This window comes from Haloparvum alkalitolerans (genome assembly GCF_055381565.1).
This window is the reverse complement of the sequence record NZ_AP043937.1, coordinates 245137-270463: the sequence shown is the minus strand read 5'-3', so window position 1 is coordinate 270463 and position 25327 is coordinate 245137. Positions and strand designations below refer to the sequence as shown.

General features: G+C 71.2%; 23 protein-coding genes. 8 read left to right on the top strand and 15 right to left on the bottom strand.

The window, feature by feature from the left end:
* The first annotated feature begins 70 nt into the window (after positions 1–70).
* Positions 71–730, top strand: coding sequence for an HAD family hydrolase (locus ACZ432_RS02270; RefSeq protein ID WP_058366872.1), 660 nt, complete (start codon positions 71–73; stop codon positions 728–730).
* 60 nt (positions 731–790) lie between these two features.
* Here the strand turns inward: ACZ432_RS02270 and ACZ432_RS02265 are convergent, their stop codons facing one another.
* The 4 genes from ACZ432_RS02265 to ACZ432_RS02250 form a co-directional block, all read right to left on the bottom strand.
* The gene (locus ACZ432_RS02265) at positions 791–4468 is read right to left on the bottom strand and encodes a UvrD-helicase domain-containing protein (RefSeq protein WP_426963949.1); all 3678 of its coding nucleotides are present in this window, start codon (positions 4466–4468) and stop codon (positions 791–793) included.
* On the bottom strand, positions 4461–5837 hold the full coding sequence (locus ACZ432_RS02260; RefSeq protein ID WP_426963951.1) for a hypothetical protein: 1377 nt from the start codon (positions 5835–5837) through the stop codon (positions 4461–4463). The genes ACZ432_RS02265 and ACZ432_RS02260 overlap by 8 nt, the downstream gene beginning before the upstream one ends.
* A complete protein-coding gene (locus ACZ432_RS02255) occupies positions 5834–6694 on the bottom strand; it encodes a hypothetical protein (protein WP_426963952.1) in 861 nt (286 codons plus the stop codon). The genes ACZ432_RS02260 and ACZ432_RS02255 overlap by 4 nt, the downstream gene beginning before the upstream one ends.
* Positions 6695–6836: 142 nt before the next feature.
* Complete coding sequence (locus tag ACZ432_RS02250; RefSeq protein ID WP_426963953.1) at positions 6837–7901, bottom strand: CNNM domain-containing protein; 1065 nt, start codon at positions 7899–7901, stop codon at positions 6837–6839.
* 111 nt (positions 7902–8012) lie between these two features.
* On the opposite strand from ACZ432_RS02250, the gene ACZ432_RS02245 reads away from it, so the two are divergent.
* Entirely contained in the window at positions 8013–9248 is a 1236-nt protein-coding gene (locus tag ACZ432_RS02245) for a DUF7544 domain-containing protein (protein WP_426963955.1), read from the top strand.
* Here the strand turns inward: ACZ432_RS02245 and ACZ432_RS02240 are convergent, their stop codons facing one another.
* Positions 9249–10133: a VOC family protein gene (locus ACZ432_RS02240; protein ID WP_426963956.1), complete on the bottom strand. Its 885-nt coding sequence runs from the start codon at positions 10131–10133 to the stop codon at positions 9249–9251.
* A 109-nt stretch (positions 10134–10242) separates the two neighbouring features.
* Between ACZ432_RS02240 and ACZ432_RS02235 the strand changes: the two genes are divergently transcribed.
* On the top strand, positions 10243–10965 hold the full coding sequence (locus tag ACZ432_RS02235) for a hypothetical protein (protein WP_426963958.1): 723 nt from the start codon (positions 10243–10245) through the stop codon (positions 10963–10965).
* Positions 10966–11558: 593 nt separating this feature from the next.
* On the opposite strand, the gene ACZ432_RS02230 is transcribed toward ACZ432_RS02235, so the two are convergent.
* Positions 11559–12344, bottom strand: coding sequence for a hypothetical protein (locus ACZ432_RS02230; protein WP_426964741.1), 786 nt, complete (start codon positions 12342–12344; stop codon positions 11559–11561).
* Positions 12345–12480: 136 nt separating this feature from the next.
* Between ACZ432_RS02230 and ACZ432_RS02225 the strand changes: the two genes are divergently transcribed.
* The gene (locus tag ACZ432_RS02225) at positions 12481–12873 is read left to right on the top strand and encodes a CopG family ribbon-helix-helix protein (protein ID WP_426964742.1); all 393 of its coding nucleotides are present in this window, start codon (positions 12481–12483) and stop codon (positions 12871–12873) included.
* Positions 12874–12919: 46 nt separating this feature from the next.
* On the opposite strand, the gene ACZ432_RS02220 is transcribed toward ACZ432_RS02225, so the two are convergent.
* Positions 12920–13723 (bottom strand): NAD+ synthase, encoded by an 804-nt coding sequence (locus ACZ432_RS02220; protein ID WP_426964743.1) that lies wholly within the window; start codon positions 13721–13723, stop codon positions 12920–12922.
* A gap of 219 nt (positions 13724–13942) precedes the next feature.
* Here ACZ432_RS02220 and ACZ432_RS02215 point away from each other — a divergent pair, with 219 nt between their 5' ends.
* The gene (locus tag ACZ432_RS02215) at positions 13943–14602 is read left to right on the top strand and encodes a VOC family protein (protein ID WP_426964744.1); all 660 of its coding nucleotides are present in this window, start codon (positions 13943–13945) and stop codon (positions 14600–14602) included.
* A 521-nt stretch (positions 14603–15123) separates the two neighbouring features.
* Here the strand turns inward: ACZ432_RS02215 and katG are convergent.
* The 8 genes from katG to ACZ432_RS02175 all read right to left on the bottom strand — a co-directional run bounded on the left by katG (position 15124) and on the right by ACZ432_RS02175 (position 21858).
* Positions 15124–17268 carry a catalase/peroxidase HPI gene (gene katG, locus ACZ432_RS02210; RefSeq protein ID WP_426963110.1) on the bottom strand — a complete coding sequence of 715 codons (2145 nt, stop codon included), beginning with the start codon at positions 17266–17268 and terminating at the stop codon, positions 15124–15126.
* A 290-nt stretch (positions 17269–17558) separates the two neighbouring features.
* Entirely contained in the window at positions 17559–18143 is a 585-nt protein-coding gene (locus tag ACZ432_RS02205; protein WP_426963111.1) for an NAD(P)/FAD-dependent oxidoreductase, read from the bottom strand.
* Between the two features lie 123 nt (positions 18144–18266).
* Entirely contained in the window at positions 18267–18428 is a 162-nt protein-coding gene (locus ACZ432_RS02200) for a DUF7563 family protein (protein ID WP_176696656.1), read from the bottom strand.
* Positions 18429–18573: 145 nt separating this feature from the next.
* Positions 18574–18741, bottom strand: a complete 168-nt coding sequence (locus tag ACZ432_RS02195; protein WP_426963112.1) for a hypothetical protein — start codon at positions 18739–18741, stop codon at positions 18574–18576.
* Between the two features lie 102 nt (positions 18742–18843).
* Positions 18844–19038 (bottom strand): hypothetical protein, encoded by a 195-nt coding sequence (locus ACZ432_RS02190; RefSeq protein ID WP_426963113.1) that lies wholly within the window; start codon positions 19036–19038, stop codon positions 18844–18846.
* Between the two features lie 2 nt (positions 19039–19040).
* Positions 19041–19253 (bottom strand): hypothetical protein, encoded by a 213-nt coding sequence (locus ACZ432_RS02185; RefSeq protein WP_426963114.1) that lies wholly within the window; start codon positions 19251–19253, stop codon positions 19041–19043.
* 131 nt (positions 19254–19384) lie between these two features.
* Complete coding sequence (locus ACZ432_RS02180; RefSeq protein WP_426963115.1) at positions 19385–20380, bottom strand: cytochrome d ubiquinol oxidase subunit II; 996 nt, start codon at positions 20378–20380, stop codon at positions 19385–19387.
* Entirely contained in the window at positions 20377–21858 is a 1482-nt protein-coding gene (locus tag ACZ432_RS02175) for a cytochrome ubiquinol oxidase subunit I (RefSeq protein ID WP_426963116.1), read from the bottom strand. Before ACZ432_RS02175 ends, ACZ432_RS02180 begins: the two co-directional genes overlap by 4 nt.
* A 195-nt stretch (positions 21859–22053) precedes the next feature.
* Between ACZ432_RS02175 and ACZ432_RS02170 the strand changes: the two genes are divergently transcribed.
* From ACZ432_RS02170 to ACZ432_RS02160, 3 genes are all read left to right on the top strand, one after another.
* Positions 22054–22284 carry a zinc ribbon domain-containing protein gene (locus ACZ432_RS02170; protein WP_058366954.1) on the top strand — a complete coding sequence of 77 codons (231 nt, stop codon included), beginning with the start codon at positions 22054–22056 and terminating at the stop codon, positions 22282–22284.
* 190 nt (positions 22285–22474) lie between these two features.
* Positions 22475–23407 carry an AAA family ATPase gene (locus ACZ432_RS02165; RefSeq protein WP_426963117.1) on the top strand — a complete coding sequence of 311 codons (933 nt, stop codon included), beginning with the start codon at positions 22475–22477 and terminating at the stop codon, positions 23405–23407.
* A gap of 7 nt (positions 23408–23414) precedes the next feature.
* The gene (locus tag ACZ432_RS02160) at positions 23415–25325 is read left to right on the top strand and encodes a VWA domain-containing protein (RefSeq protein WP_426963118.1); all 1911 of its coding nucleotides are present in this window, start codon (positions 23415–23417) and stop codon (positions 25323–25325) included.
* Positions 25326–25327: the final 2 nt, after the last annotated feature.

Sequence of the window (25327 nt, the reverse complement as noted above, 5' to 3'; positions counted from 1 at the left end):
CCCTTCCGCCGTCCGCGCGCGGTCCCCGTCGGGCTGAAACACTTATCAGTGTGACCACCCTCGGGACGGTATGAGCTACGATACCGTCGTGTTCGACAACGACGGTGTCCTTGTCGGCCGCACGAGCTTCGACGTCCTGCAGGAGGGCGTCCGGGAGACCTTCTCCCGGCTCGGCGTGGACGATCCGGACCCCGAACATGTCGAACGACTGACTGTTGGCGCCACGCCCGACGTGGTTGTGAGCCTCTGTAACCTGTACGACCTCGAACCGGACACCTTCTGGGAGACGCGCGACACGACGCTCGCGGAGGCCCAGCAGGAGGAGGCCCGCGCCGGTCGCAAGACCCCCTACTGGGACATCGACACGCTGGCGGATCTGGACGTGGAGATGGGCATCGTCAGCTCGAACCAGCAGGAGACCGTCGACTTCCTCGTCGACCACTTCTCCGTGTTCGAGCCGTTCGGCGCGGCCTACGGCCGCGAGGCGACCATCGAGAGCCTGAACCTGCGCAAGCCGAACCCCCACTACCTCAAGCGCGCGCTGGAGGACCTCAACGGGGAGAACGCGCTGTTCGTCGGCGACAACGAGTCGGACATCCGCGCCGCCGAGCGCGCGGGCGTCGACTCCGCGTTCATCCGGCGTCCCCACCGCACGGACTGGGAGCTGAACGTCTGGCCCACCTGGGAGATCGACACGCTGGAGGACCTCCACGACATCTGCAGGGCCTGATCGGTCCGGATTCGGGACGCCTGTTCGCTCCCCGCGACCTGCAAGCCGGCGCGCCACCGATCAGTCGAGGAACGACCGGAGCATCGTCGACACGGCGTTGGTGCTGAGCCGCCACGGCGTCGTCTCGGCGCGCACGCCGAACGTCGAGAGCCACGCGTCCACGGCCGGCTCCTCGCCGACCTGCCGCCGCAGCGCCCAGACGTACGTCGCGAGCTGGAGCTGGTAGCGCGGCTCGGCGGCGTCGTCCTCGGACAGCGCCACCTTCACGTCCTCGACGACCCAGCGCCCGTCGGGCATCTCCAACAGGAAATCCGCCGTCCCCGGTACCTCGACCTCGACGCCGTCGACGCGGATCACTCCTTCCAGCGGCTCCTCCGCGTAGACGGTCTCCGCGCGGCGGAGCCGGTCCGCGAGCGCGGACGCCGCGAACTGGGGGAGCACCGTCTCCGCCACGAACGACCGGATCGCCGCCCGCTCGTCGGGGTCGGCGGCCCCCGCACCGCGGCGCACGCGCTCGCGGACGATCGACGCGACGTCCTCGCTCGCGGGATCGACCGCACCGTCGGCGGCTCCCCCGCCGTCGGAACCACCTGCAGCACCCTCATCGCCCGCGAGCGCGTTCTCCGCGACGGCCGCGACCACCGAGTGTGCGATCCGGCCGACGGCGTCCGGACCGACGGCGTCGAACGGCAGGTCCAGCGCCGGCGACACCTCGTCGGTGTCCGTGTGCAGCGCACGACCCATGAGGTGGTCGACGACGTGCGCCGCCGGGTTCTCCTTCAGCGGGTAGAAGGTGCTCGGACGGACGAACCGCGGGATCCACGGGAGGTACTCCGGTGACGCTGGCGGTGCGGCGGGCGGCACGCGGTCCGGGCGAGTCGTCCGGATACGGTCGACCATTCGGACGTCGTTGACCGCCACCGAGAACTCGCCGACCCGTCCGTCCGGGTACGTGAACGACGCGCTGTGTGTCGTCCGTGGCGCCCCGCGGCCCATCTCCATCGCCTCGTGAAGCGCCGCGACCCAGGAGTTCGGGGACCCTTCGTAGTCGGCCTTCGGCAGCGGCAGGACCAGGTGCTCCTGCGCGCGAGTGAGCGCGACGAACAGCAGACGCCACGACTCCGCGCGGCGCTCGGCGGCCGCCGCACGCAGGGGTTCGTGGCCCACGAGCTCCGTGACGTCCCCGCCGATCGGTGCGTGGAGCTCGACCGTCCACCGCAGCCCGGCGTCGCGGTCCGTCCGTTCCGGGGCCGGATCGTAGAGCCCGCCGTCGAACCCCGGGACCGGCGGGAGCGAGGGGGACTCATCGCCGCCGTCTCCGCCGTCTCCGCTGTCTCCGCCGTCTTCGACCGCAGCCGACTCCTCGACCTCGAGCGCGTTCACCGGCGGTGCCAGTCCGACGCCCTCGCCGTCGGTGACGAACCGGTCGGCGTCGGACGGGCGCCCGCCGACCGAGCCGACGGGGTCCGCCAGCACGACCACCTCGTCCTGGTCGCCTTTCATCCCGTGGATGGTCTTCAACACCACGTCCACGTCGTCGTCGACGAGGGAGCGGTCCGGCCCCAGCGACGGGTCGGCGAGGAACGGGTCGAGCAGCTCCGCCAACTCCGCGAGACCGTACGCGTCCTCGCCCTCCCACTCCTTGACCGCGGCGACGAGGGCGTCGAGGTTGGCCAGCCGCTGCCGGCGCGAGGGGTCCGGGTCGATCCCCAGCGGGTCCGTCTCGAAGCCGACGGCCTCCACCGTCTCCCTGAGGACCGCCGTCGCGGGGCGCGAGCGGAGCCGCGCCTCGTCGGCGGCGAGGTCGGCGAGTGCCCGGACTACGCGCCGCCGCCCGGCCGCGAACCGGTCCGCCTCGGTCTCGGCGACCGCCGGGAGCGACCAGTCGTGGCTCCGGAACGTGGCCGCGACCGCGTCGAGGCCGTAGGTCCCGTCCGCGAGCGGCGACTCGGTCACCAGCCGGCGCGTGCGCTCCGGGTCGGTCGGGTCCGCGAGCCACCGCAGCACCGCCACGGTCGCCCGGACGGACTCGGTGGCGAACAGGGGGACCCGGGCGTTCCCGACCGTGAACCCGCGGGCCTCCAACGCCTCCCGGTACGGCTCCATGTTCGCCTTCGACCGGAACAGCGCCGTCACGCTCGGCAGGTCGTTCTCCCCTCGCTCGTCCCCGCCATCGCCTCCAGCAGCGCCGTCGACGAAACACCCGTCCGCGACGCCACCGGCGAGGAGGTTCGCCACCGCGTCGGCGGCACCCGGAGCGCGGCCGGTCCCGGCGACCCAGCCCGCGGACCCCGGCGTCCCGCCGTTCGGGACCGTGGCGACGTGAACGGGTGCGCGCTCGGTCGGCGGACGTGTCGCCTCCAGCGGCGGGTAGGACACCTCGAGCGTCCCGGCGTCGCCCCGCGTCGGGTCGGGGAGCGTCGACGTCGCGACGGCGTTGATCGCGTGGACCAGACCGGGGCGGGAGCGGTAGTTCCGCGTCGCCGTGCCGGTGACCGGGTCGGGCCAGTCGATCCCGAAGTACCGCCCCTCCCGGACGGCGCGCTCGAACAGGGCCGGCCGCGCGTCCCGCCAGACGTAGACGCACTGCTTGAGGTCGCCCACCAGCAGGACGCGCATCTCGTCGGTGACGAGCGCCGACAGCGCCGCGTGCTGGACCGTCGACACGTCCTGCGCCTCGTCCACGATGACGCTCCCGACCTCCTCGTGGAACCGGTCCCGGATCCGCTCACGGCGGGCTGCACGGGCGTCTCCCTCGTCGGACGTGGCCCCGTCGCTCCCCCCGCCGCCGACCTCCCCGGCGAAGTACGCCGCGACCAGGTGCGCGCAGTCGATGTGCGCGATCACGCCGCGCTCTCGCGTCAGCTCGTCGTACCGGTCGCGGTAGGCCGCCAACAGGGTACAGAAATCGTCCACGGCCGCGCGCCACGCGTCGTGGAGTCGCCGGTCGGCCGCCAGCAGGGCCGCCCGGTCGTCGGGATCGAGCCCGTCGACGCGCTCGGCCGTTTCGCGGCCGCGACACCGGGCGATTCCCTCGCGGAGGCAGTCGGCCGTTCCCGGGTCGCCGCCGTCGTACACGTCCGCGACGGTCGCGCGGAGCTCCCGGTGGAACGCTCCCACCGAGAGCCGGCGCTGGCGGCACGTTCGGAGCGCGTTCCGCAGCAGCGTCCGCAGTCCGTCAACGTGCGCGCCGCCCTCCGGATAGGCGGCCTCCAGCCGCGCGACGCGGTCGGCGTGGTCGGAGGTCGAAGCGAGCGTCGCGTAGCAGTCCTCGTGGAGCCGCGCGAGCAGCGCCTCGTTGCCGACGGCGGGCATCTCCGCGAATCCGATCTCGGTGGCGAACGCCTCGAGGACGGACCGGAGCACGCTGTCGACGGTCCCGACCGTCGCGACGCCCCGGAGCCGCCGCTCGAGTTCGCGGACGTCCGCGGCCGTCACGTCCCCGTCGCCCGGGACCTCGTCCCGGTCGTACAGCTCCCACAGCCAGTCGACGACGTCGGGGACGATGTCCGCCGCGTCCTCCCTCGAGAAGGAGGTGACGAGCAGCCGCCGCTCCGGGACCGGATCGCCCGCGAGCAGCCGCTCGTACAGACACAGCGCCGCCGCCTTCCCCGTGGCCGTCGACTTGCCCGCGCCGGGATGGCTGTCCATCGTGAACAGCCCGGCGTCGGCGTCGCGAAACGCCTCGACGACGGCGCGCTGCGTCTCGTCGAGTTCCGGGAGGGACCGATCAGGCATCCGAACCGCCCTCCTCGGGGGCTGCCGTCCGATCGACCATCGCCACGATGGGTTCGGGGAGCTCCCGGTCGGGACCGACCAGTCGGTCGAGGGCGTCACGGCCGACCGGCGTCCCGTCGACTGCCTGGACGTACGGCGACGGTCGGACGTCGATCCCGTCCGCGTCGGCGGCGAAGCGCGTGCAGACGAGACCCTCGCTCGCCGCCGCGACCGTGTCGGCGAACTGGTCGAGTTCGCCGGCCTCGGTCCAGCCCGCCCGCGGCCGAAGCGCGGCGCCGGGTCCGTCGGTCGTCCCCAGCAGCCGCCGAAGCGCGGCGGGGAACGCGCTCTCCGGGGGTCGCGGCCACTCCCCGTCGACGAGCCCCGCAGCGACGACGTACGGGAGGTCCAGCCCCCACACGTCGTTCGCCTCCATCACGTCCACCGACCGGGCGGTCGCGTACTCGCGCCGGCCGGGGACCGTCGTCGCGATGGCGTCGAGCAGGTCCGCGACCGTCGCCCACGACCGCGGGGCGTAGCCGTCCGCGATCCAGTCCCCGTACTTGTCCGCGAGTTCGCCGGTCAGCTCGCCCATCCGGTCGAGCGCTCGCGCGGTCCGCGCCGTACCGGTCAGCGTGGCGTCGTCGGCGTCGCGGCGCGCCGGCATGACCCGGGTCCGGTAGGCCTCGAAGACGGGCGAGAGGAGCGCGTCGAGGTCGTGCGGGCCGGGAGTCGCGGACGCCGGTTCGACCCACGCCGCGTAGCGCTCGAGCGCGTCCGCGAGCCCCGCGAGCTCCTGGGGGGACGACCCGGGGGCGTCAGCCTCCGGCGTCCCATCCGCGTCAGGCCCACTCGCGTCCGTCCCGTCGGCGATCCGTCGGACTTCGTCGGACCAGCCGGCGACCGGGTGCTTCGCCTCGCCGGTTCGCCGCGCGAGCGCGCCGAGCGCGGCGGAGTCGACGGGGAACGGGTCGGACAGCCCCGAGTTCGCCTCGTCGGCCGGCGGGACCCACTCGAACCGGAGCGGGGCCAGCAGCGCATCGGCCCCGACCGCGCCGCCGGTTCGCTCCCGCTCGGCCAGCAGCGAGACGACCGCCCGGGTCAGCCGGTAGGGGATCGTGCGCTTCAGTCGGAGCTGTGTCCAGACGGAGAGCGTCACCTCGTAGCGTCGCGCCGCCCGCCGGAGCGGCGCCTCGTAGGCGTCCACGTCCCGGACGACGACGGTCACGTCGGACGGCGAGACGCCGGCCGAGACCAGCCCGTCGACGCAGGCGACGACCGCGCGCGCCTCGGCCGCTCGCGTCCGCGCGACGAGCGTCGCGACCGGCGCGTCGGCGAGCGCGTCGAGGCCGTCCTCGCCTCCCGCCGGGGACGTACCGGGACCGGTCACTCTCGGACCCCCTCGGGATCGAACCGCTCCCCTGCGGCGGCCAGCTGGTCCCCGATCTGCGGGCCCGTCCCGTGTCTGAGATAGAGGTGCACGTCGATCGACGTCTCGCCGCCGAGGACGAACAGGAAGTCCTCCAGCGACGCCGTGAGCGTGCTGACGCCGGCGACCGAGAGCGTGTCGGCGTCGGGATACGCGGCCTCGATCGCCTCCGGGGCCGCGGCGGCCGTCGCGGTCGCGACGCGAAGCAGCGCCGCGTCAGAGACGGCCACCGGGCTCCTGTCGTCGAGCTCCCGCTGGAGCGCGAGGAGCCCGCCCACGAGGTCCCGCGCGTCGGCCCGCGCGGTGCCGTCGAGGGCGTCGATCGCCGCCTCCAGGGCGTCGAGTCGGCCGGGGTGGAACGCCGTCACCATCTCCAGGCCGACCCGGGCGCGCTCGATCCGCTCCGCGTGGTCCTCGACCGGCGTCCCCACCGTGCGACCGAGCGGCCCCGCCACGCCGGAGGAGCCGCCGCGCAGCACGCGCCGCGTCAGCGCGAGCCGGTCGAGCCGGTCGAGCGACTCCGTCTCCGGGCGCTCGTCCGGCCCCGCCTCGATCGCCGTCGCCGCCTCGTTCACGCGCCGGGCCACGTCGACCAGTCGCAGGAACTCGAACCCGCTTCGCGGCTCCCCGTCCTCGCGGAGCCGTCGCTGGACGTTGCGGCGGTGGAGCCGAACCGGCGTGACGACGAGGTGCCGGGGGCTCCGCGCGCGGTCGGCCTCGCGACGGATGGCGTCCGCCTCGCCCACGTGGACGGTGAACGGGAGGGCCGTGTCCGCCGCGTCGTCGCGAGCGGCCGGTGTTGTGTGTCTGTCTGTCACGGTGTCGGTCCATGACGGACGGCCGTCGTCCGTCGGTTCGTGACGCCGTTGGGCGGCATCAGGTAAAAGGGCTCGCGGAGCGCGGCGAAGGTGGTCGGCGCCCGGGGAGGCCGGCGATCCGCGCCTCGTCCGCGACCCGCCCTCACTCGCCGCTTCGGCGGTCCAGGGGATCCTCCAACTGGCCCATGACGGTCTCGAGCGCGTCGGTCGCGGTGAGGAGGCCGACGACCGCATCGTCCCGAGTCACGAGCGCCAGCTCCTGGTCAGCCGCCTGAAACCGGTCGAAGGCGTCGCTCACGTTCGTCTCCGCCGCGATCGTCATCGGCGGCGCCGCGATCTCGGAGAAGGAGAGCCGCCCGTCCCGCAGCGCCTCGAAGTGGTCGATGATCGACGGCGCGTAGACGATCCCGTGGAAATCGGTGAGCTCCGCCCCCACGAGCGGGAATCGGGTGTGTGGCGTGTCCCGGATCCGCTCGAGGTTCTGCGCCACCGAGGCGGTCGTCGTGAGGGCGACGATCTCGTCCGCCGGAACCATGACCTCCTCGACCGCGAGCGTGTCGACGTCGAGCGCGCTGAGTACCTCGTCGCGGCGCTCCTCGGGGATTTCGCCCTCCTCCAACAGCGAGTGGACCCGGTTCCGGAGCTGTGCACGCGACTCGAGGACGTCCTCCTCCGTCTCGAGCCACGCGCCCGTCATCTCGACGCCGAACAGGTTGAGCGTCCCCTTCGCGACCCAGTCGCCGAGCGTGATCAGCGGCGAGATCAGCCAGTTGAACCAGTAGAGCGGGCGGGCCCCGTACCGACACACCTGCCGCGATCGCTCGACCCCGAGGTAGGTCGGGGTCTGCTCGCCGTGCGTGAGGTGGAGGAGGTTGATGATGCCGAACGCGATCAGCGCCCCTGCACCGACGGACGCGAGCGGGGTATCCGCGAAGTAGGGCTCGAACAGCGCGGCCAGCGCCGGCTCGGCGACGATCCCCACCGCGATGCTGGAGGCCGTGATCCCGACCTGACACGTCGTCAGGTAGATCTCGAGATCGTTCGTCATCTCCCACGCCCGTTCGAGCGCCCGGCTGTCGTCCACGAACTCCGACTCCGTGAACTGCCGGGCGCGGGTCAGCGCGAACTCGATCGCGACGAAGAACCCGTTCGTCAGGATCAACAGGAGTCCCGCGACCAGTCGGACCGTCAACTCGATCGGGGTCATCACGCCACGCTATCGCGCCGCAGGTGAAGAAGCTGCGGGCCGGTTCCCGGCGGGCCACCGGCCGCGGGTCGTGGACCAACGTATTTACGCCCGCCCGCAGAAGCCGACCCCATGAGTTGGTCCGCGCTCGACGCCCTCTCCGATTCGGTCGACGCATCGAAGCGCCTGCTGTTGCCCTTCGACCTCCGCCGGTGGCTCACGCTCGCGGTCATCGTTTTCTTCGTCTCCGGCGTCTCGGGGCCGTCGGGACTCAACCTCAACGCCGGCGGCAGCACCTCCGATCCCGGCGGCGGAGGAACCGGAATCCCCGGAACGGGGCAGATCCCCACGGACGCCGCTCCGGGAGCGTTCGATCCCGGACTCGGGCTGGTCCTGCTCGTCGTCGGCCTCGTGCTGGCGGTCGGGATCGCGTTCGCGTTCGTCGGCGCCGTGATGCAGTTCGTCTTCGTCGAGGCGGCCCGGACCGAGGAGCCGCGCGTGCGGGGCGTCTTCGGTGACTACCTCCGGGAAGGCCTCCAGTTGTTCCTCCTCCGGCTGGCGGTGTGGCTCCTCGCGGTCGGTTCGCTGGTCGCCGCGGTCGCGCTGGTTGCGGTCTCGTTCGGCGCGTTCCTGTTGGTCCTGCTGCTGGCGTCCCCCGTGCTGTTGCTGCTGGCGCTTCTCACGTGGCTGTTCCTGCTGTTCACGACTGACTTCGTCGTCCCGATCATGGTCGCGGACGACGTCGGGATCCTCGCCGGCTGGCGGCGGTTCTGGGGCGAGCTCCGGGCCGAGTGGCGCGAGTACGCGGTGTACGCGCTCGCTCGCGTCGTGGTGTCGATCGGCGCGGGGATCGTCGCCGGGATGGGCGCCGCGCTCGTGGGCATCGTACTCGCGATCCCGTTCGTCATCGTCGGGATCGTCGGGTATCTGGCGTTCCAGGTCGTCGGACTGACCCTCGTCGGACTGGCGGTCGCCGCGGTCGTGGCCGCGGGCTTCGTCGCGGCGTTCCTCGTCGCGTCGACGACGCTCGTGCAGGTGCCCGTCGCGACCTACCTGCGGTACTACAGCCTGCTCGTGCTCGGCGACGTGTCGCCGCAGTTCGACCTGATCCCCGAGATCCGCGCGGACGTCGTCGATGCCGACGAGGGCGAGGCGGCCGCCGAAAACGGGAACGGCGGCAACGACGCCGAGAGCGAGAACGACCGCGCCGACGAGAACGAAAACGACCGCGCCGACGAGAACGAAAACGACCGCGCCGAGAAGAGTGAGAACGACCGCGCCGACGAGGGTGAGTTCGGTAGCAACGCCGGGAGTGAAACCGGTGGCGACGACGGGGAAGAGAACGACCGCGACGACGGCCGCCCCTGATCAGTCCTCGACGACGATCCGAACGCGGATCCCGTCGGGGTCCGTGACTGCGAGCGCCCCGTCCGCGGGACCGTCCTCGATGTCGATGCCCGCGGTGTCTGCGAGGCGCTCGGCGACCGCCTCCAGCGCCACCGCGTCCGGGACCGCTATCTCGTACGCCACGAGGCCGCGGCCGTCCTCGCGCTTGGGCTCGCGGCGCCCCTGCCACGTGTTGAGTCCGAGGTGGTGGTGGTAGTCGCCGGCCGCGAGAAACGCCGCCTCGTCGCCGTGCTCGTGCGTCACGCCGAACCCGATCCCGTCCCGGTAGAACCCGACGGCGGCGTCGAGGTCGGTCACCTCGAGGTGGACGTGACCGAGTTTCGTCTCCGGTGGGACGGACTCCTCGGAGGCCGCCGCGTTCCGGTCGGTGTGCGCCGCTCGGACCGCGTCGAGGTCCAGCGGGAGCGTGTCGATGCCGACCCGGCCGTCGGAGCGCGGCCACGTCTCCGGCGGCGTGTCGCGGTATATCTCGACGCCGTTCCCTTCCGGGTCGCGGAGGTACAGCGCCTCGCTCACCACGTGGTCGGACGCGCCCGAGAGCTCCCAGGTCCCCTCGATCCGCTCCAGCGCCGCGCCGAGTGCGGCCCGCGAGGGGAGGAGGAACGCGAGGTGGAACAGCCCCGCCTCCCCGCGGCCGCGTGCCGGCGCGTCGGGCGCCGCTCGGAGGTCGAGCAGGCGTCGCTCCGGGGTCCCGAGCGTCGCGTCCGTCTCCGTGCGGTCGCGGACGGTCAACCCCACGACGTCGCGGTAGAAGTCGACGGTCGCGCCGAGGTCGGAAACGCGGAGTTCGGCTCGAGCGACCCCGGTCTCGGACGGTAGCGACGACTCGGTCGGATCGGCGTTCATGGGTCATCTTCGCGGTCGGGCGTGAAAACCGCCGCGGCGCCGGCAGTCGTCGCGGGGTGGGCGGAACGCGGTCCGGGAGGCTTACCTCCGGGCGGCCCCTCGCTCGACCATGACCGAGTTCGCGGATCTGGACGTGCGCGACGTCGACGCGGTCGCGGCCGACCGCGACGCGCTCGTCGACCACGTGCGCGAGCACGCCGGCCGGGTCGCCTACGAGCTGGCGAAACTGGAGGGCGGCGACTACGGGCGGCGGACGTTCGACACCGACGCCGGCGCGTGGACGGTGAAGTACGAGGCCGGCGAGCTGGAGTTCCTGCTGTTCGAGCCGAAGCGCGGCAGCGACACCTACGTCGTCTCGACGAAACAGCCGCCCGAGCCCGACGACCTGGCGACCGCGCTCGCGGACTACCCGGCGTTCGTCGCGGCGTTCAACGACCACGTCGACTCGCTCGACGGCGTCCTCGACGACGTCTCCGCCGACTTTCCGGCGCCGGCGTCGACCGACGACGTGGTCGCCCAGCGCGACCGCGTGCTCGACGCCGTCGCGGACGCCTGCGACCGGATGGCCGGCGAGCTCCACCGCTACGAGGGGACCGACTGGGGCACCTTCACCGAACGCGTCGAGGGCGTGCGCTGGGAGCTGAAGTGGGAGCGCGACGGCGCCTCCTACCTCCGCGCCGGCGGCGAGAACGGTGTCTACCTCCTGTCGCAGTACGAACCACCCTCCGCCGCGGACGTCCGCGAGTACGCGCCCGCGTTCCGCGCGTTCGTCGAGGCGTACAACGACCACGTTCGCGATCTGGAACTGGATCTGCGCGAGATCGAACTATAGACGGCGCGCGATGGATGTGGTGAATCGGGGTTGATTGAGATCGATCCTGAGTAGAGTACGGTAGTTGTTCTGTTTTTCTGTCAGATTATGCTTCCGTAACTGCTGTTGAGCCTGCTGCTCTAGACAGCAACGTCTAGAAAGCCCCAGCCGGCTCGACCGGCCGCGTCTCGCTGCGCTCCTCGCTCTCAGCACCGCCCGCTGCGGTGCTTATCTGGCAAGACGGTCCGGGCTGCCTGCAGTAGCGGGCTGCCGGGCTGCGACTTGCTGACTCTCGCTCGGCAGGCTCGCGAGAGCGTCGTCGGGGCCGGATCGAGCCGACTGCCCCTTTCAGTCCCACCCACCGCAACCGCACCGCAGGCCTCGTACCTCCCCAGCCTCGGCGGCGGCGCGGCCGCGGAACCGCACCGCACAGCAGGCGGCCGCGCCGCCGCCTCCCTCGCGCGGTCGCGGCGACACAGGGTCGCCGCGGCGCGCGCCGACCGCACAGCACCGCACCGCCGCGAGTTTCAGAAATGTGGGAATTCTAGTTCGGCCTGTAACACGCAGTATCGATTCCTCTCAGCATTCAGAAAACGCCCGCTGTATTGCGAGTTTCAGAGCAGCCCGGTGATGAAGCCGACGCCCATCGCCACCAGCACGACCGCGGAGAAGACCGGGAGGTAGGGGGCGTAGCGCTCCACGTCCTCCTCGAAGCGCTCGTAGCCCGCGATCAGCAGGAGCGTGAGCGTCACGATGCCGACGATCACCGTCAGCGCGTAGGCGCTCATCAGTTCGAGGCAGTGGTTAGACCCGGCACACAGCGCGATGATCTCGAACTCCTCCTCGTGCGCGAACCCGAGGACGAACGCGAACCACGCGATGCCGAGCAGGCCGCGATCGGCCGCGCCGTCGAACGAGCCGCGGTCGTGAGAGTGACCGGCGTGGTCGTGGGGGTGATCCGCGTGATCGTGCGTCTGGTCTCCGTGCTCACCGTGCTGGTGGTCGTCGTCGCCCTCGTGCCGGTGGTCGTGACCGTCGCCCTCGTGCTCGTGGCTGTGCCCGTGTCGGTACTCCCGGACGCCGAGACCGATCAGGAGGACGCCCGCGACGAGGCTCACCGGCCCGCCGACCTCGACGCCCGGCGCGAGCGCGATCGGCTCGTTCACCTGCGTCAGGTCGAAGTACGCGGTCGCGTAGAAGAAGACCGCGACCATCGCGATGCTGCTGATCAGATGGCCGACGCCGATGATCAGGCTCGCTGCCAGTCCGTAGATCCACTTGTTCGAGCGGTCGAGCGCGTACGTCGCCGCGACCGGCCAGCCGTGTCCCGGTTCGATCCCGTGGACCGCGCCGAGCGCGACCGCGCCGACGAGGAGTCCGAGCGCTTCGCCGTGGAGCATCGTGTCGTCTACTCCACCCGCGGGCCGTATAGCGGTTGTTAGGACCGATCCGGCCGGTCCGTCATACGCGGTCGGCCGCGGTCGGCCGGGTCCTACTCGCGACCCGTTTTTGTGACCCGCCCTCCAACCGGTCTGCATGCGAACGAGTCTGCGCGTTCCGGACGAGGTCGTCGCGGAGTTCGACCGCGTCTGGCGCGACGAGGGGTTGGAGAGCCGGTCGCGGGCGGTCCGCGAGGCGATGCAGGAGTACGTCGAGGCGCACGCTCGACTGGAGGAGGAGGATGGCGAAGTCGTCGCGCTGGTGGGGTTCGACTATCGCCACCACGAGGTGATCGCGGACCTCCACGCCGTCCAGCACGACCACCAGGACGTGATCCAGAACACCAGCCACACCCACCAGGGCGAGTGGTGCCTGGAGGCGCTGTTCTGCCGCGGCCCGGCCGACCGCCTCCGGGAACTCGTCTACCGCCTCCGCGACTTCGACGGGGTCCGGCGCGTGAAGGTGCTGGGGATCCGGTCGCGGGACTGAGACAGAGGGCTTCCCCGCGGTCGAGGACACGCCACTCGGGGTCGTCTCAGGGGTTCCGTCGTTCGACGCCGGGCGTCGGTGGCGCCGCGCGTTTGTGGGCGGAGCCGCGCCACATGTCCGCGAACTCCCGGACCGTCGCCTCGTCGATGTCGGTTCGCTCCGCGGTCTCGGGGACTGACAGCCCGCGGTCGACGATCGCGCGGAGGATCCGGTCGATGGTCTCGTAGCTCTCGCCGAGCTCCCCCTCGTCGGTCTGGCCTTCCCACAGCTCCGCGGTCGGGGTCTTGCCAACGATCCGTTCGTCGACGCCGACCGCGCGGGCGAACGCGTACACCTCGGTCTTGTAGCAGTCGCCGAGCGCGGCCACGTCGACGCCGCCGTCGCCGTATTTCGTGAAGTAGCCGAGCAGGCGCTCGGAGCGGTTGTTCGCCCCGAGCACCAGCAGGTTCCGGCGGTTCGCCTCGCGGTACGACAGCAGCATCCGTTCGCGAGCGCGAACGTTCCCGACGGTGACTCGGTCGCGGTCCTCCGCGGGCACGTCCGCGAGCGTCGCTTCCACGATGGGTTCGATGTCGACCTCCACCCGGTCGATCCCGAGCGCGTCGCAGACCTCGCGCGCGTCCCGCATGTGCCGCTCCGCGGAAGGCGCGCCGGGCATCACCAGCCCGAGCACGCGGTCCGGCCCCAGCGCGCCCGCCGCGAGGTGGGCCGCGAGCGCCGAGTCGAGCCCGCCCGAGACGCCGAGGACGTAGCCGTCGGCGTCCGCCTCCGCCAGCGTCTCGCGCAGGAACGACCCGATGGTCCCCCGAGCGTCGTCGAAATCGATCGCGTGCGCCGTGTCGCGTGTCACGGTCGCCGTTCGACGCCCGGCCCCCTCAATCTGGCCCCGGACGGCGGATGGCGCCCGGTGTTCGCGCCGTCCGCACCGTCCGCACCGTTCACACCAGCTACAAATTGTAGAAATTGTGCACTGCCCGTCCCGTTCGCGGTTCCCCCGGTGACACGCGCGTCACCCGATTGCGGCGGCGTCGCTACCGGATTCATGGTCGTGGGAGGCGAAGTAGTGATCATGAGCAACGAGGACTCCGCGACCGACGCGTCCGAGGAAGCCGCAGCGCTGAGCGACCCGCCGATCACCGCCGAGAAACCGGACGCCGCGGTCGGGGTGACGGGCGTCGACCACGTGACCCTGATCGGGAGCAACGTCGAGGACACCGTCGAGTTCTACCGCGACGTGCTCGGACTGTCGCTGGTGCTCCGTCAGCCGAACCTCGACGCGCCCCACGTCACCCACCTGTTCTTCGACCCCGGCGACGGCCGCATCATCACGTTCTTCGTCGAGGAGGGCCGCGACTCCAACCCCGGCCCCCAGCGCACCCAGTTAGGCGGCGTCCACCACATCTCCTTCAGCTTCGACCCCGACCGCATCGCGGAGGTGAAGCAGGGACTGGAGGCGCACGGCTATCAGTACAGCGAGTTCAACCGCGGCATCTTCTACTCGCTGTACACCCGCGACCACAACGGGTTCACCGTGGAACTCTCGACCGACAAGTACGAGATCCCCGACGACCGCCGCGGCGAGGTACTCGCGCTCGCCCAGCAGAAGCGCGTCGCCGACGGCTCCGACTACGCGAAAGGCGAACACCTGAAGGCCGCACTGGAAGAACTCGACCTCCCGGTCGAACCCGTCGACATCCCCGACGCCGCCTCCGGCGCCGGTGGACTCTGATCGATAGCGATACTGAGTAGAGTACGGTAGTTGTGCTGTTTTTCTGTCAGATTATGCTTCCATAACTGCTGTTGAGCCTGCTGCTCTAGACAGCAACGTCTAGAAAGCCCCAGCCGGCTCGACCGCGCCGGGCCTCGCTGCGCTCCTCGCTCTCCGCACCGCCCGCTGCGGTGCTTGCGTCGTCCGGGCGGGTTCGAGCCGACTGCCCCTTTCAACCCCACCCCGCCCCACGACCGCACCGCAGGCCTCGCACCTCCCCAGCCTCGGCGGCGGCGCGGCCGCGGAACCGCACCGCAATGCGGCCGCGCCGCCGCCTCCCTCGCGCGGTCGCGGCGACGCAGGGTCGCCGCGGCGCGCGCCGACAACACAGCACCGCAACCGCACCGCTCCGCGACCGCACAGCACCGCCGCGAGTTTCAGAAAAACAAAACTTCTGAATCGGTCTGTAACACTCAGTATCGCAATCCGTCAACACCGAACCGACGGAGATCGCAAAAAGTCGGAACCACGCCGATCGAGCGCTACTCGAGGTCGAAGCGGTCGTTCTGCATGACCTTGTGCCAGACATCCACGAAGTCGTGGACGAACTCTTCCTCGGCGTCGTCGGCGCCGTAGGCCTCCGCGAGCGCGCGGAGGCGGGCGTTGGAGCCGAAGATGAGGTCGAAGCGGGTCGCCTCCCACTGCTGCTCGCCGGTGTCGCGGTCGTAGCCCTCGAACACGGTCTCGGTTTCGGAGACGGGCTCCCACTCCGTGCCCATGTCGAGCAGGTTGACGAAGAAGTCGTTCGTCAGCGTGCCCGGGCTATCGGTGAGGACGCCGCGGTCGGTGTCGCGGTAGGTCGCGCCGAGCGCGCGCATGCCGCCGACGAGCGCCGTCATCTCGGGCGGCGTCAGGTTCAGCAGTTCCGCCTTGTCGACGAGCACCTCCTCGGCGGCCTCGTCGTAGCCGTCGCCGAGGTAGTTGCGGAAGCCGTCGGCCTTCGGCTTGAGCGCCTCGAACGACTCCACGTCGGTCTGCTCCTGCGAGGCGTCCGTACGCCCCGGCTCGAACGGGACCGTCACGTCGTAGCCGGCGTCGGCCGCGGCCTGCTCGATCGCTGCGTTGCCGCCGAGCACGATGAGGTCGGCCAGCGAGACGCGCGTGTCGTCCGCCTGCGCCTCGTTGAACGACGCCTGCACGTCCTCGTAGGTCTCCAGCGCGTCCGCGAGCCGCTCCGGCTCGTTGACCTCCCAGCTGCGCTGGGGGTCGAGCCGGAGGCGGGCGCCGTTCGCGCCGCCGCGCTTGTCGCTGTCGCGGTAGGTGAACGCCGCCGCCCACGCGGTCTTGACCAGCTGTGAACGGGACAGCTCCGAGTCGAGGAGCTCCTCCTTCAGCGCGGCCGCGTCCGCGTCGTCGATGAGGTCGTAGTCCGCGTCCGGGAGCGGGTCCTGCCACAGCATCTCCTCGTCGGGAACCTCGGGACCGAGGAACCGCTCCGGCGGGCCCATGTCGCGGTGGATGAGCTTGTACCACGCCTTCGCGAACGCCTCCTGGAACTCGTCGGGGTTCTCCTGGAACCGCTCTAAGACCTCGCGGAAGTCGGGGTCACGCTTCAGCGCGACGTCCGTCGTCAGCATCATCACGTCCTCGCGGTCCGACGGATCGTCGACGCCGGGCGCGGCGTCGTCGAGTTCGCCGCTCTGGGTGGTCCACTGCCAGGCGCCGCCGGGACCCTTCTCGGGCCACCACTTGTGGTCCAGCAGGTTGTCGATGTAGGAGGTGTCCCACATCGTGGGCGTGGTGTTCCACGGGCCCTCGATGCCGCTGGTGATGGTGTCGGGACCCTTGCCCTCGCCGAAGTCGTTCTCCCAGCCGAGCCCCTGCAGGTCGATGGGGGCCGCCTCGGGCTCGGGGCCGATGTGCTCCTCGGGGTCGTCCGCGCCGTGGACCTTCCCGAAGGTGTGGCCGCCGGCGATGAGCGCGACCGTCTCCTCGTCGTTCATCGCCATGCGGCTGAACGCCTGGCGGATGTTCTTCGCGGAGGCCTCCGTGTCCGGCTCGCCGTCGGGGCCCTCCGGGTTCACGTAGATGAGGCCCATCACGGTGTTGCCGAGCGGCTCCTTGAGGTCGCCCTCCTCGTCGAAGCGCTCGGCGGACATCTCCTCCATCTGGTCTTCGGGACCCCAGTCGACGCTCTCGTCCGGCTCCCAGTCGTCCTCGCGACCGCCGGCGAAGCCGAACGTCTCGAAGCCCATCGACTCCAGCGCGACGTTGCCCGCGAGGACGATCAGGTCCGCCCACGAGAGCTTGCGGCCGTACTTCTGCTTGACGGGCCACAGCAGGCGGCGGGCCTTGTCGAGGTTGACGTTGTCGGGCCAGCTACTCAGCGGCGGGAAGCGCTGGTGGCCGCCGGCCGCGCCGCCGCGGCCGTCGACGGTGCGGTACGTGCCGGCGCTGTGCCACGCCATCCGGATGAACAGCGGACCGTAGGTGCCGTAGTCGGCCGGCCACCAGTCCTTGGAGTCGGTCAGGACCGCCTCGACGTCGGCTTTCACCTCGTCGAAGTCGAGCGTCTCGAACTCCTCGGCGTAGTCGAACTCCTCGTCGTAGGGGCCCGCGTCGCGGGCGTTCCGGTCGAGGCCGTCGAGATCCAGCAGCTCCGGCCACCAGTCCTCGTTCTTCTGCATTATCGATCCGCCTCCGCACGATAGCCGCCCTCGATCGCGGGACAGTTCGCCGCTCCAGTGGTGTCGAATTTATCCGGGGACATCGATGATCTTCTCGTGTCCGGAACGAAGAGTCGTACTTACAAAAAACTAGTTATCGGTTCCCGCGAACTCGTTCCCGTCCCGGCAATCCGGGCCGGATCCGACGGCGGCTTATCGCTCTTCGAAGCGCCCTCAGAGCGCCCTCGGAGTGCCCGCGAACGCACGTCACTCGTGTCAGAAAATTCCTGTTCGGGGTCGGCGCCGAGAGCCTACTCGTCGGCCACGTCGCCGAAGACGCGCTCGGCGTCGGCGGGCACGTCGAAGTCGTGGTAGTGCTCGCCCTTCTCCTTGGAGAGCACGTTCAGCGCGGCCGAGGCGCCGTCGCCCGCGGAGATGACCGCCTGCCACTCCTCCGCACGTACCATCGCGCCGGTCGCGTACGCGTCCGCGACGCTCGTCTCCATCGTCACGTCCACGTCGACGACGTCCTCGTCGGTGAACGCACAGCCCAGTTCCTCCGCGAGGTCGCGGTTCGCGCCGGTCGCGAGGATCAGGTAGTCGGCCTCGTACTCGCCCGCATCGGTCTCGACCGCGAACCCGCCGTCGGCCGTCGCGACGCCCGTGACCTCCTCGCCCTGCTTGCGGTCGACGCCGAAGTCGTCGGCCTGCTGGCGGGCGGTCGCGAGGAACTCCGAGCCGCCGACCGAGCCGATCCCGAGGTAGTTGAACAGGTGCGCCTTGTGCATCCACGTGCCGTCGGTGTCGAACAGCGTCACGTCGAGTCCGTTCTTGGCCGCGAACAGTCCCGCGCTCAGTCCGGCCGGGCCGCCGCCGACGACGAGTACGTTCGTCATGCCCGATCGTTCCGGCGGCCGACCCTTAGGCATGCCGGCCACGGATGGGGTGGCCGGTTCGCGGGCCGCGGTCGGACCGGAGGAAGGAGGGGAGGGGAGTCGGGGCCGGTCCGGTGGCCGAGGTCACTCGGAGCGACGCTTCGACCGCGCCTCGCGGACCTCCGCGCCGTCTCGTAGCCGGTCCGGACAGTTCGGGCAGACGCGCGGCTCGTCGACCTCGTCGGGCGTGAACACCCGCACGTACTGCGTCGTGACGAAGGATCCGCAATTCTGACACTCGGGCATATCTCACACACACGGATGCCAATATAAATCAGTACTGTTTGTTCCCACCTCGCACGACCCTGTTCGATCCCGCCCGGGTCCGGCCGGCGCTCGGCCCACGTCCAGGCCAGGCCGGAGCTCGGCCCAGCCCCGAATCCGACAGGCTTCAGGGCGTCGAGGGGGCCTCGGCCGCCGACAGCACCCGGCAGACGTCCGTTGACGCGAACGACTCGCGACACGTCGGACACAGCGTCACCGCCACGTCGGCGTCCGAGTCGACGAACGCGACGGTCGCCCGCTCACCATCCCCGCCGTTGCAGACGGTACACACCATGGGTGTGCGAGACACACATCACCCTATTAACAGGTTCGGTTCCGGGCGCGGGGCGAGGTCCGAATGCGGCCGACGCGGCCCGGCCGCCGCCCGGCCGCGGCCTCACCAGCCATCGGGCGCGAGGCCGAGCAGCCGGGCCACGGGGCGATACGTGAACACGACGGCGGTGATGATCGCCAGCTCGACCCACAGCGAGAGGTCGCCGGCGACGTACTCCGCGGCGCCGACCGCGAGGAACACGGCGAGCAGCATCACGGCGTAGTGCGGGATCACGTCGACGAGCGAAGGGCCCCGCACGGTCACTCCCCGTCGAGCAGGCCCAGGTCCGCGGCCGCCATGTCGGCGATGCGGTCGGCGAGCGCGGGGTCGACGGCCGCGACCTCCTCGCCGTCGTGGCGCGTCTCGTTGTGCCGCGCGACCGCGTCCGCCACGTCCGAGAGGGGGATCCGGGACCGCGTCCCGCAGTCGTCACAGACGATCGGCACCAGTGGGTCGTCCGAGTCGTCGGTCATTGCCCTATCGCGGCCGCGGTCGGGCAAAAACCCACCGGACCCGCGGACGCTGCCGGAATCTGTGGACGCTCACGGACCCCATGGGCGTCCGTCGGACAGTCGGAGGGCGGGAACGACCGGCAGGTCCCGGTTCACCCGCCGTAGCCCGCCTCGCTCTCCTCGACGGGCCCCGAGAAGACCGTGTACAGGACGACGAAGTAGCCGAGCACGACGAACAGGAACGGCCCCGCCACGAGCGTGAGCAGGTTGAGCGTGACCGGTGCCGCGACCGCGTCCCGAACGGTCAGCCCGGTCGCGGGGTACGCGTGCGGATACAGCAGGGTCCCGACCAGCAGAACCAGCGACCCGGCACCGAGCCCGACGCTCCACAGCCACGCCCGAACTCGGTTCCGCGCGGCCAGCGCCAGTCCGACGACCGGAAGCGCGACCGTCGCCGCGGCCGCGGCGAGCGGGGCGGGAGCGAACAGGCGTCCGCCCGCGCCGAGGGGGTCCAGCGCGACCAGCGTCGCGACGAGCGCGAGGAGCGTCCCGAGGTACGCCGCCGTCGCGGGCCGACCGAGCGCGAGCGCGTCCGCCCGAAGGTCGCCGCGCGTCTTCAGCGCCGCGTAGGCGGTGCCGGCGACGAACGAGAGGCCAACGAGCGCGAGCCCCGTCACCAGACTCGGGAGCCCGGCAATCCCTGAGCCGAAGACCCACCCGCCGGCGATCAGCCCGAGACAGAAGGGCGCGGCGACGCTGCCGACGACGAACAGGCGGTCGCAGATCCGACGCCACTCGGGGTCGTCGTTCAGCTCCCGGAACTCGCCGGCGACGCCCCGGGCCAGGAGCGCGAACAGGAGCCCGAAGACGGCGAGGTAGTGGCCGCTCAACAGCGCGGCGTACACCGCGGGGAACGCGGCGACGAGCAGCGTTCCGAACGCGACCAGCCACACCTCGTTGGCGTCCCAGACGGGACCGAACGCCGCCAGCAGCTGTTCGCGCTCCGCCTCGTCGTCCCGGGTCGCGTACACCATTCCCAGCCCGAAGTCGAAGCCGTCGAGGAAGACGTACATCGCGAACGCGAACAGCAGCGTCCCGAACCACACCTCCGGCAGCGCGGGGACGAGGTAGCCGTCGATCGGGATCACGGGCCGTCACCTCCCGAGTCGGGAACGGGCTCGGTCGGGTCCGGTGTCACGTCGGGCTCCGAGACGGCCCCGGCGGTCGCCTCGTCGATGCGCTCGAGCTCCTCGTCGACGAGCCACTTGCAGCCCGCGAGGAAGCCGGCGAGCAACAGCAGGTACAGCGTGATGAATCCGCCGAGCGACAGCGCGGCTTCGATCCCCGTCACGCTCGGCGAGACGGCCGCGTCGGTCTTGAGGAGGTCCTGAATCGTCCACGGCTGGCGTCCCACTTCGGTCACGTACCAGCCGACGACGATGGCGACGAACCCGAGCGGCGTCGACAGCCACAGGAGCTGGAGGTGACGGCTCCGGGTCGCGAGCCGCCCCTTCCGCAGGCGATAGACGCCCCACACCCCGAGCAGGATGAACCAGAAGCCGAGCGTCACCATCGTGCGGAACGACCAGAAGACGACCGCGACCGGCGGGCTCTCCACGTCGAACTCCTCCAGCCCGTAGACGACCGCGTTCGGGTCGCCCATCGACGCCAGCATCGACGCCATGTAGGGGATGGAGACGGAGACGAGGTTCTCGGCACGAGGGTCGAGGATGTCACCGAGGTTCCGCGGGAACGCGATCAGGTGCAGCGGCGCGCCCTGTTTGGTCTGGTAGGCGGCCTCCATCGCCGCGAACTTCATCGGCTGCGTCTGGACGACGTGGCGGGTGTAGGCGTCGCCGTGGATCACCTGAAAGACGCCCGCGACCGCGAGCACGGCGACCGAGACTCGGAGCGCGTGCGCCCACGGCTCGCTCTCCTCGTTGGCCCAGACGAAGTACGCCGCCACGCCCGCGATCAGAAGCGAGACGGAGACGACCGCGGCGTTGGTCATGTGGACGTACAGCCACGGGAGCCGGGGCGTCGTGAACGCCGCGACCGGGTCCGTCAGTCGGACGAGCGTCTCGCCGCCGCGCTCGACGAGTTCGTACCCGCGCGGGGTCTGCATCCACGCGTTGACGACGAGGATCCAGAAGGCGGAGGCCCACGCGCCGGCCATCACCAGCACCGAGGAGCCGACGTAGAGCCGGTCGCTCACGCGGTCGCGGCCGAACAGCAGGATGCCGAGGAACACCGCCTCCAGGAAGAACGCCATGAACGTCTCGAACGCCAGCGGGCCGCCGATCACCTCGCCTGCGAACGTCGAGAACGCCGCGAAGTTCGTCCCGAACTGGAAGCTCAGGGGGATCCCCGTCACCGTCCCGAGTACGAACCCGAGCGCGAACACCTTCGTCCAGAAGCCGCGGAGGCGCGCGAACCGCTCCTCGCCCGTGCGGACCTCCTTGTACGTGAAGTAGACGATGTAGGGCGCGAGCCCGACCGACAGCGCCGCGAACACGATGTGGACGGAGATCGACCACGCGAACTGCACCCGGCTGGCGAGGGCCGGGTCGACGACCGCCGCGACGCTTCCGAGGACCGGGGCGAGCGCGGAGGCGACGGCGCTCACGCCCGCCTCCGCACCCGATCCGGGCCGGGTCTCGGCCGTGCGGCGATTCGTGTGCGTACGCTCATGCTTATGAGGGGGTTACTCGTCGTGGACCGTAGTGATTGGGGCGGTTCTCGGCGCGTGGGATCGGGGGGAATGGTTGGCCGTGAGGCCGGAAGCATATCCTTGAAGCCCCGGGAGGAAGAACCCGCGACCATGAGCGATTCCTGTGCACACTGCGGTGACCCCCTCCCGGACGGCGCGACCGCGTGCCCGGCGTGTGGCAACGACCCACGGCGGCGTGCGCGGATCGTCGGAGTCGCCGCGCTGCTCGTGGGGATTCCGGTCTTCTTCGTGATGCCGCCGGTCGCGGTCATCCTCTGGGTCGTCGGTCCGTTCGCGCTCGTCGGGTCGTGGTTCCTCTCCGCGGCGACTCACGACTTCTGACCGCTGTCCGGCCGCGCCGGGACGGTGCTGGACGGTTCTGTATGGAGCGGGACGGTGCTGGACGGAGCGGGACGGTGCTGGAGTCGAGGGTGGAGAAAGTATATATATTTGACTGAAAAAGCGGAAGCCGAATGGGTGTGATCGCGTCGGCAGTCCCGGACGCAGGGAAGCGGCGGACGGGCGGCAACTGATGACCCGGAGCGACGCGGCGGTCGGTCCCGACCCGACGCCGGTCGGCGAGCCGACGGACGAGCGGTTCGGCGAACTCCCGGTGCTAGCCGACGTGGGCCACGACCGGGTTCCCGACGTGGGGCCGGACGAGTACTACCACCGCGACGCGGCCGGCGGTCGGACCGACGTGGAGGTGGTCACGCGGGCGCTGGCGCTGGGCATGAACGTCCTGTTGAAGGGGCCGCCGGGCGTCGGCAAGAGCTACCTCGCGAAGTACGTCTGCTCGCGGACAAACCGGCCGCTGTACCGGGTGACGCTCTCGGAGACGACGTTCCGCGAGGACCTCCTCGGCAACCTCCAGCTCGTGAGTGCCGACGGCGGCGAGACGGTGACCCGCTGGGTCGACGGGCCCCTGACGCGGGCGGCCCGCGAGGGGGGCGTGCTCCTCCTCGACGAGATAAACGCCGCGGACGCGAACACCGTCGCGGCGCTGAACGCGGTGATGGAGGCGCCCGAGACCCGCACGCTGACCGTCCCGCAGACCGGCGAGACCGTCGCGCCCCACGAGCAGTTCCGCGTGGTCGCGACCGCCAACCCGGGCTATCAGGGGACCTACGAGCTGAACCAGGCGTTCGAGGACCGGTTCAGACACGTCAAGCTCGAGTACCTGCCGACCGCGGTCGAGGTGGATCTGGTGTTCCAGCGCACCGACCTCGACCGGTCACGCGAGGACGCGGTCGAGCGCCTCGTCTCGTTCGCCGGCCGGCTCCGCGAGGCGTACGTCGACGGCGAGCTGTCGACGCCGATCACGACGCGGGAGGTCGTCCGGATCGCCCGCTTCATGGAGGACGACTTCATGTCCCTCCGGGACGCCGCCCGAAGCGAACTGGTCGCCCGCGTCGACGAGTACGACGAGACGCTCGTCCGCACGCTGGTCGACAAGCGGCTCTGATCCGGCGATGCGCCTCACGCCCGAGACGCCGTCGTCCGACCTGGCCGCGCTCGCGACGGCCGAGCGCACGTCCGACCGCCGGCGCCGCGAGCTCGAACGGCTCGCGGGGATCTGCTCGCCCCGACGCGTCGACGTGTCCGTCCGGCTCGACCCGCAGGTCGCCGCCGCTCGCCCGGGTGACGAGGCGGGGAGCTACGAGATCGACATCCCGACGACGCGGTACGAACAGGTCGGCGACGCGCTTCCGGCCCCCGTCTGGGACCGCCGGATGCAGATCGCGCTCCTGTTCCACGAGCTCGGCCACGTCCACTATTCGGACTTCGAGCGCTTCGGCGACCGACTGGACGAGGTCGACGAGCGCTGGCGGGAGCTGTTCCGGGCCGTCTACAACGCCGCGGAGGACGCCGTCGTCGAGACGCAGATGGCGGCCGAGTTCAACGTCCGCGCGGACCTGCTGGCGCTGAACGCGGCGCTCGCCGCTCGGGCCGACGATAGACACGCCCGGTTCGTGCGGCTGTTCGCGGACGGCGAGACGAGCGACTCGCACGATCCGGTCCGGTCGTACACCCTCTTCGAGGCGGTGACCGTCGGGCTGCTCGACCGCGGGTTCGGTGACAGTGGGCGATACGCCGCGCTCCGGGACCCGGACGACCCCTCGCGCGTCGTCCGTAACGGGCGCGACGACGTGTTGGCGACGCTCGCCCCGGTTCTCGACGATTACTGCGCGGACATGCTCTCGGAGCCGAACGCCACTCGCCGCGTCGACAGGGCCTCCGAGTGCTTCCGCGAGGTGCGTGACGCCCTCGCCCCGCTGCCGCCGCTCCAGCGGACCCGGATCCAGACCGCACCCGTGCGCCCGCGGGACGCACGGGCAGCGGCGCGGTGGCCCGCCCGCAACGCGGACCGCCTGCCGGACGGGGAGACCGCCGCGCGCCGCGTCGCGAGAACGAGCGAGACGGGGGCAGAACCCGGCGTGAGCGGTGCCGCTTCGGAGCCCGTCCCCGGCGAGGTGACGACCGGCGCGATAGAGCGGCTGGTGCGCCGGCGGTCCGCGACGTCCGGCCGGGGGGCCCGGCGGTCGGGATCCCCCCTGCGGCGGGAGGCGGAGCGGCTGCTGTCGGTGGTCCGCGACCCGGACGCGTCGGTCGACGAGGTGGTCGTCGTCGACCCGGCGGTGAACGGCGGCGACCGCGAGCGCTGGGCGGCCGCGACGGCCGGGGCACGCGGGCTCGCCGCGGACCTGCGCACGCAGCTCCGCCGCGAGCGTCGCCCGCGGACCGATGCGGGTCACCGGGTCGGTCGACTCGATACGGGGCGGCTCGTCGACGCCTACCGAGGGCAGTCGCGCGTGTTCTCGAAGCGGCTCCCCGGTCGGGAGAAGGACTACTCCTGTCTGTTGCTGCTCGACCGGTCGGGGTCGATGCGGGGGGAACCGGGCCGGGAGCGAGCGAGGCGGGAGGGGCCGATGCGGACCGCGGAGAACGCGGTCGCACAGCTCGCCGCGGCGCTGTACGACGTCGGCGTGGACGTCTCGGTGCTCTCCGTCTGGCGCGGGAAGCCGTGTCTGGAACTGCCGTTCGGGGGTGATCCCGGCGACCACGTCGACCGCCTGCTGACCGGTCGCGCCGACGGCGGCACGCCGCTCGCGGCGCTCCTGACGCTCGCCCGTCACCGCATCGCGCACGGCGCGGGGGCGGTCCCGTTCGTGGTCGTGGTCACCGACGGGCACCCGGACGACGAGGACGCGTACGCCGACGCCCTCGAGCGGTGTTCGTTCCCGGTGTACGGCGTCTATCTCTCCGGGGGGCGGGACGGCGACCCCGCGTTCTTCGACCGGCTGGTCCACGCGTCGCCCGACGACCTCGGCCGGACGCTCCGCCGGCTCGCCCGGTCGTTCTTCGCTCGCGGGGGCGGGTGAGC

Bases quoted from the DNA above. Each gene is read 5' to 3' on its own strand.
- ACZ432_RS02270 (WP_058366872.1), top strand. From the start codon at position 71: ATGAGCTACGATACCGTCGTGTTCGACAACGACGGTGTCCTTGTCGGC.
- ACZ432_RS02265 (WP_426963949.1), bottom strand. From the start codon at position 4,468: ATGCCTGATCGGTCCCTCCCGGAACTCGACGAGACGCAGCGCGCCGTC.
- ACZ432_RS02250 (WP_426963953.1), bottom strand. From the start codon at position 7,901: ATGACCCCGATCGAGTTGACGGTCCGACTGGTCGCGGGACTCCTGTTG.
- ACZ432_RS02245 (WP_426963955.1), top strand. From the start codon at position 8,013: ATGAGTTGGTCCGCGCTCGACGCCCTCTCCGATTCGGTCGACGCATCG.
- ACZ432_RS02240 (WP_426963956.1), bottom strand. From the start codon at position 10,133: ATGAACGCCGATCCGACCGAGTCGTCGCTACCGTCCGAGACCGGGGTC.
- ACZ432_RS02235 (WP_426963958.1), top strand. From the start codon at position 10,243: ATGACCGAGTTCGCGGATCTGGACGTGCGCGACGTCGACGCGGTCGCG.
- ACZ432_RS02230 (WP_426964741.1), bottom strand. From the start codon at position 12,344: ATGCTCCACGGCGAAGCGCTCGGACTCCTCGTCGGCGCGGTCGCGCTC.
- ACZ432_RS02225 (WP_426964742.1), top strand. From the start codon at position 12,481: ATGCGAACGAGTCTGCGCGTTCCGGACGAGGTCGTCGCGGAGTTCGAC.
- ACZ432_RS02215 (WP_426964744.1), top strand. From the start codon at position 13,943: ATGAGCAACGAGGACTCCGCGACCGACGCGTCCGAGGAAGCCGCAGCG.
- katG (WP_426963110.1), bottom strand. From the start codon at position 17,268: ATGCAGAAGAACGAGGACTGGTGGCCGGAGCTGCTGGATCTCGACGGC.
- ACZ432_RS02205 (WP_426963111.1), bottom strand. From the start codon at position 18,143: ATGACGAACGTACTCGTCGTCGGCGGCGGCCCGGCCGGACTGAGCGCG.
- ACZ432_RS02200 (WP_176696656.1), bottom strand. From the start codon at position 18,428: ATGCCCGAGTGTCAGAATTGCGGATCCTTCGTCACGACGCAGTACGTG.
- ACZ432_RS02195 (WP_426963112.1), bottom strand. From the start codon at position 18,741: ATGGTGTGTACCGTCTGCAACGGCGGGGATGGTGAGCGGGCGACCGTC.
- ACZ432_RS02185 (WP_426963114.1), bottom strand. From the start codon at position 19,253: ATGACCGACGACTCGGACGACCCACTGGTGCCGATCGTCTGTGACGAC.
- ACZ432_RS02170 (WP_058366954.1), top strand. From the start codon at position 22,054: ATGAGCGATTCCTGTGCACACTGCGGTGACCCCCTCCCGGACGGCGCG.
- ACZ432_RS02165 (WP_426963117.1), top strand. From the start codon at position 22,475: ATGACCCGGAGCGACGCGGCGGTCGGTCCCGACCCGACGCCGGTCGGC.
- ACZ432_RS02160 (WP_426963118.1), top strand. From the start codon at position 23,415: ATGCGCCTCACGCCCGAGACGCCGTCGTCCGACCTGGCCGCGCTCGCG.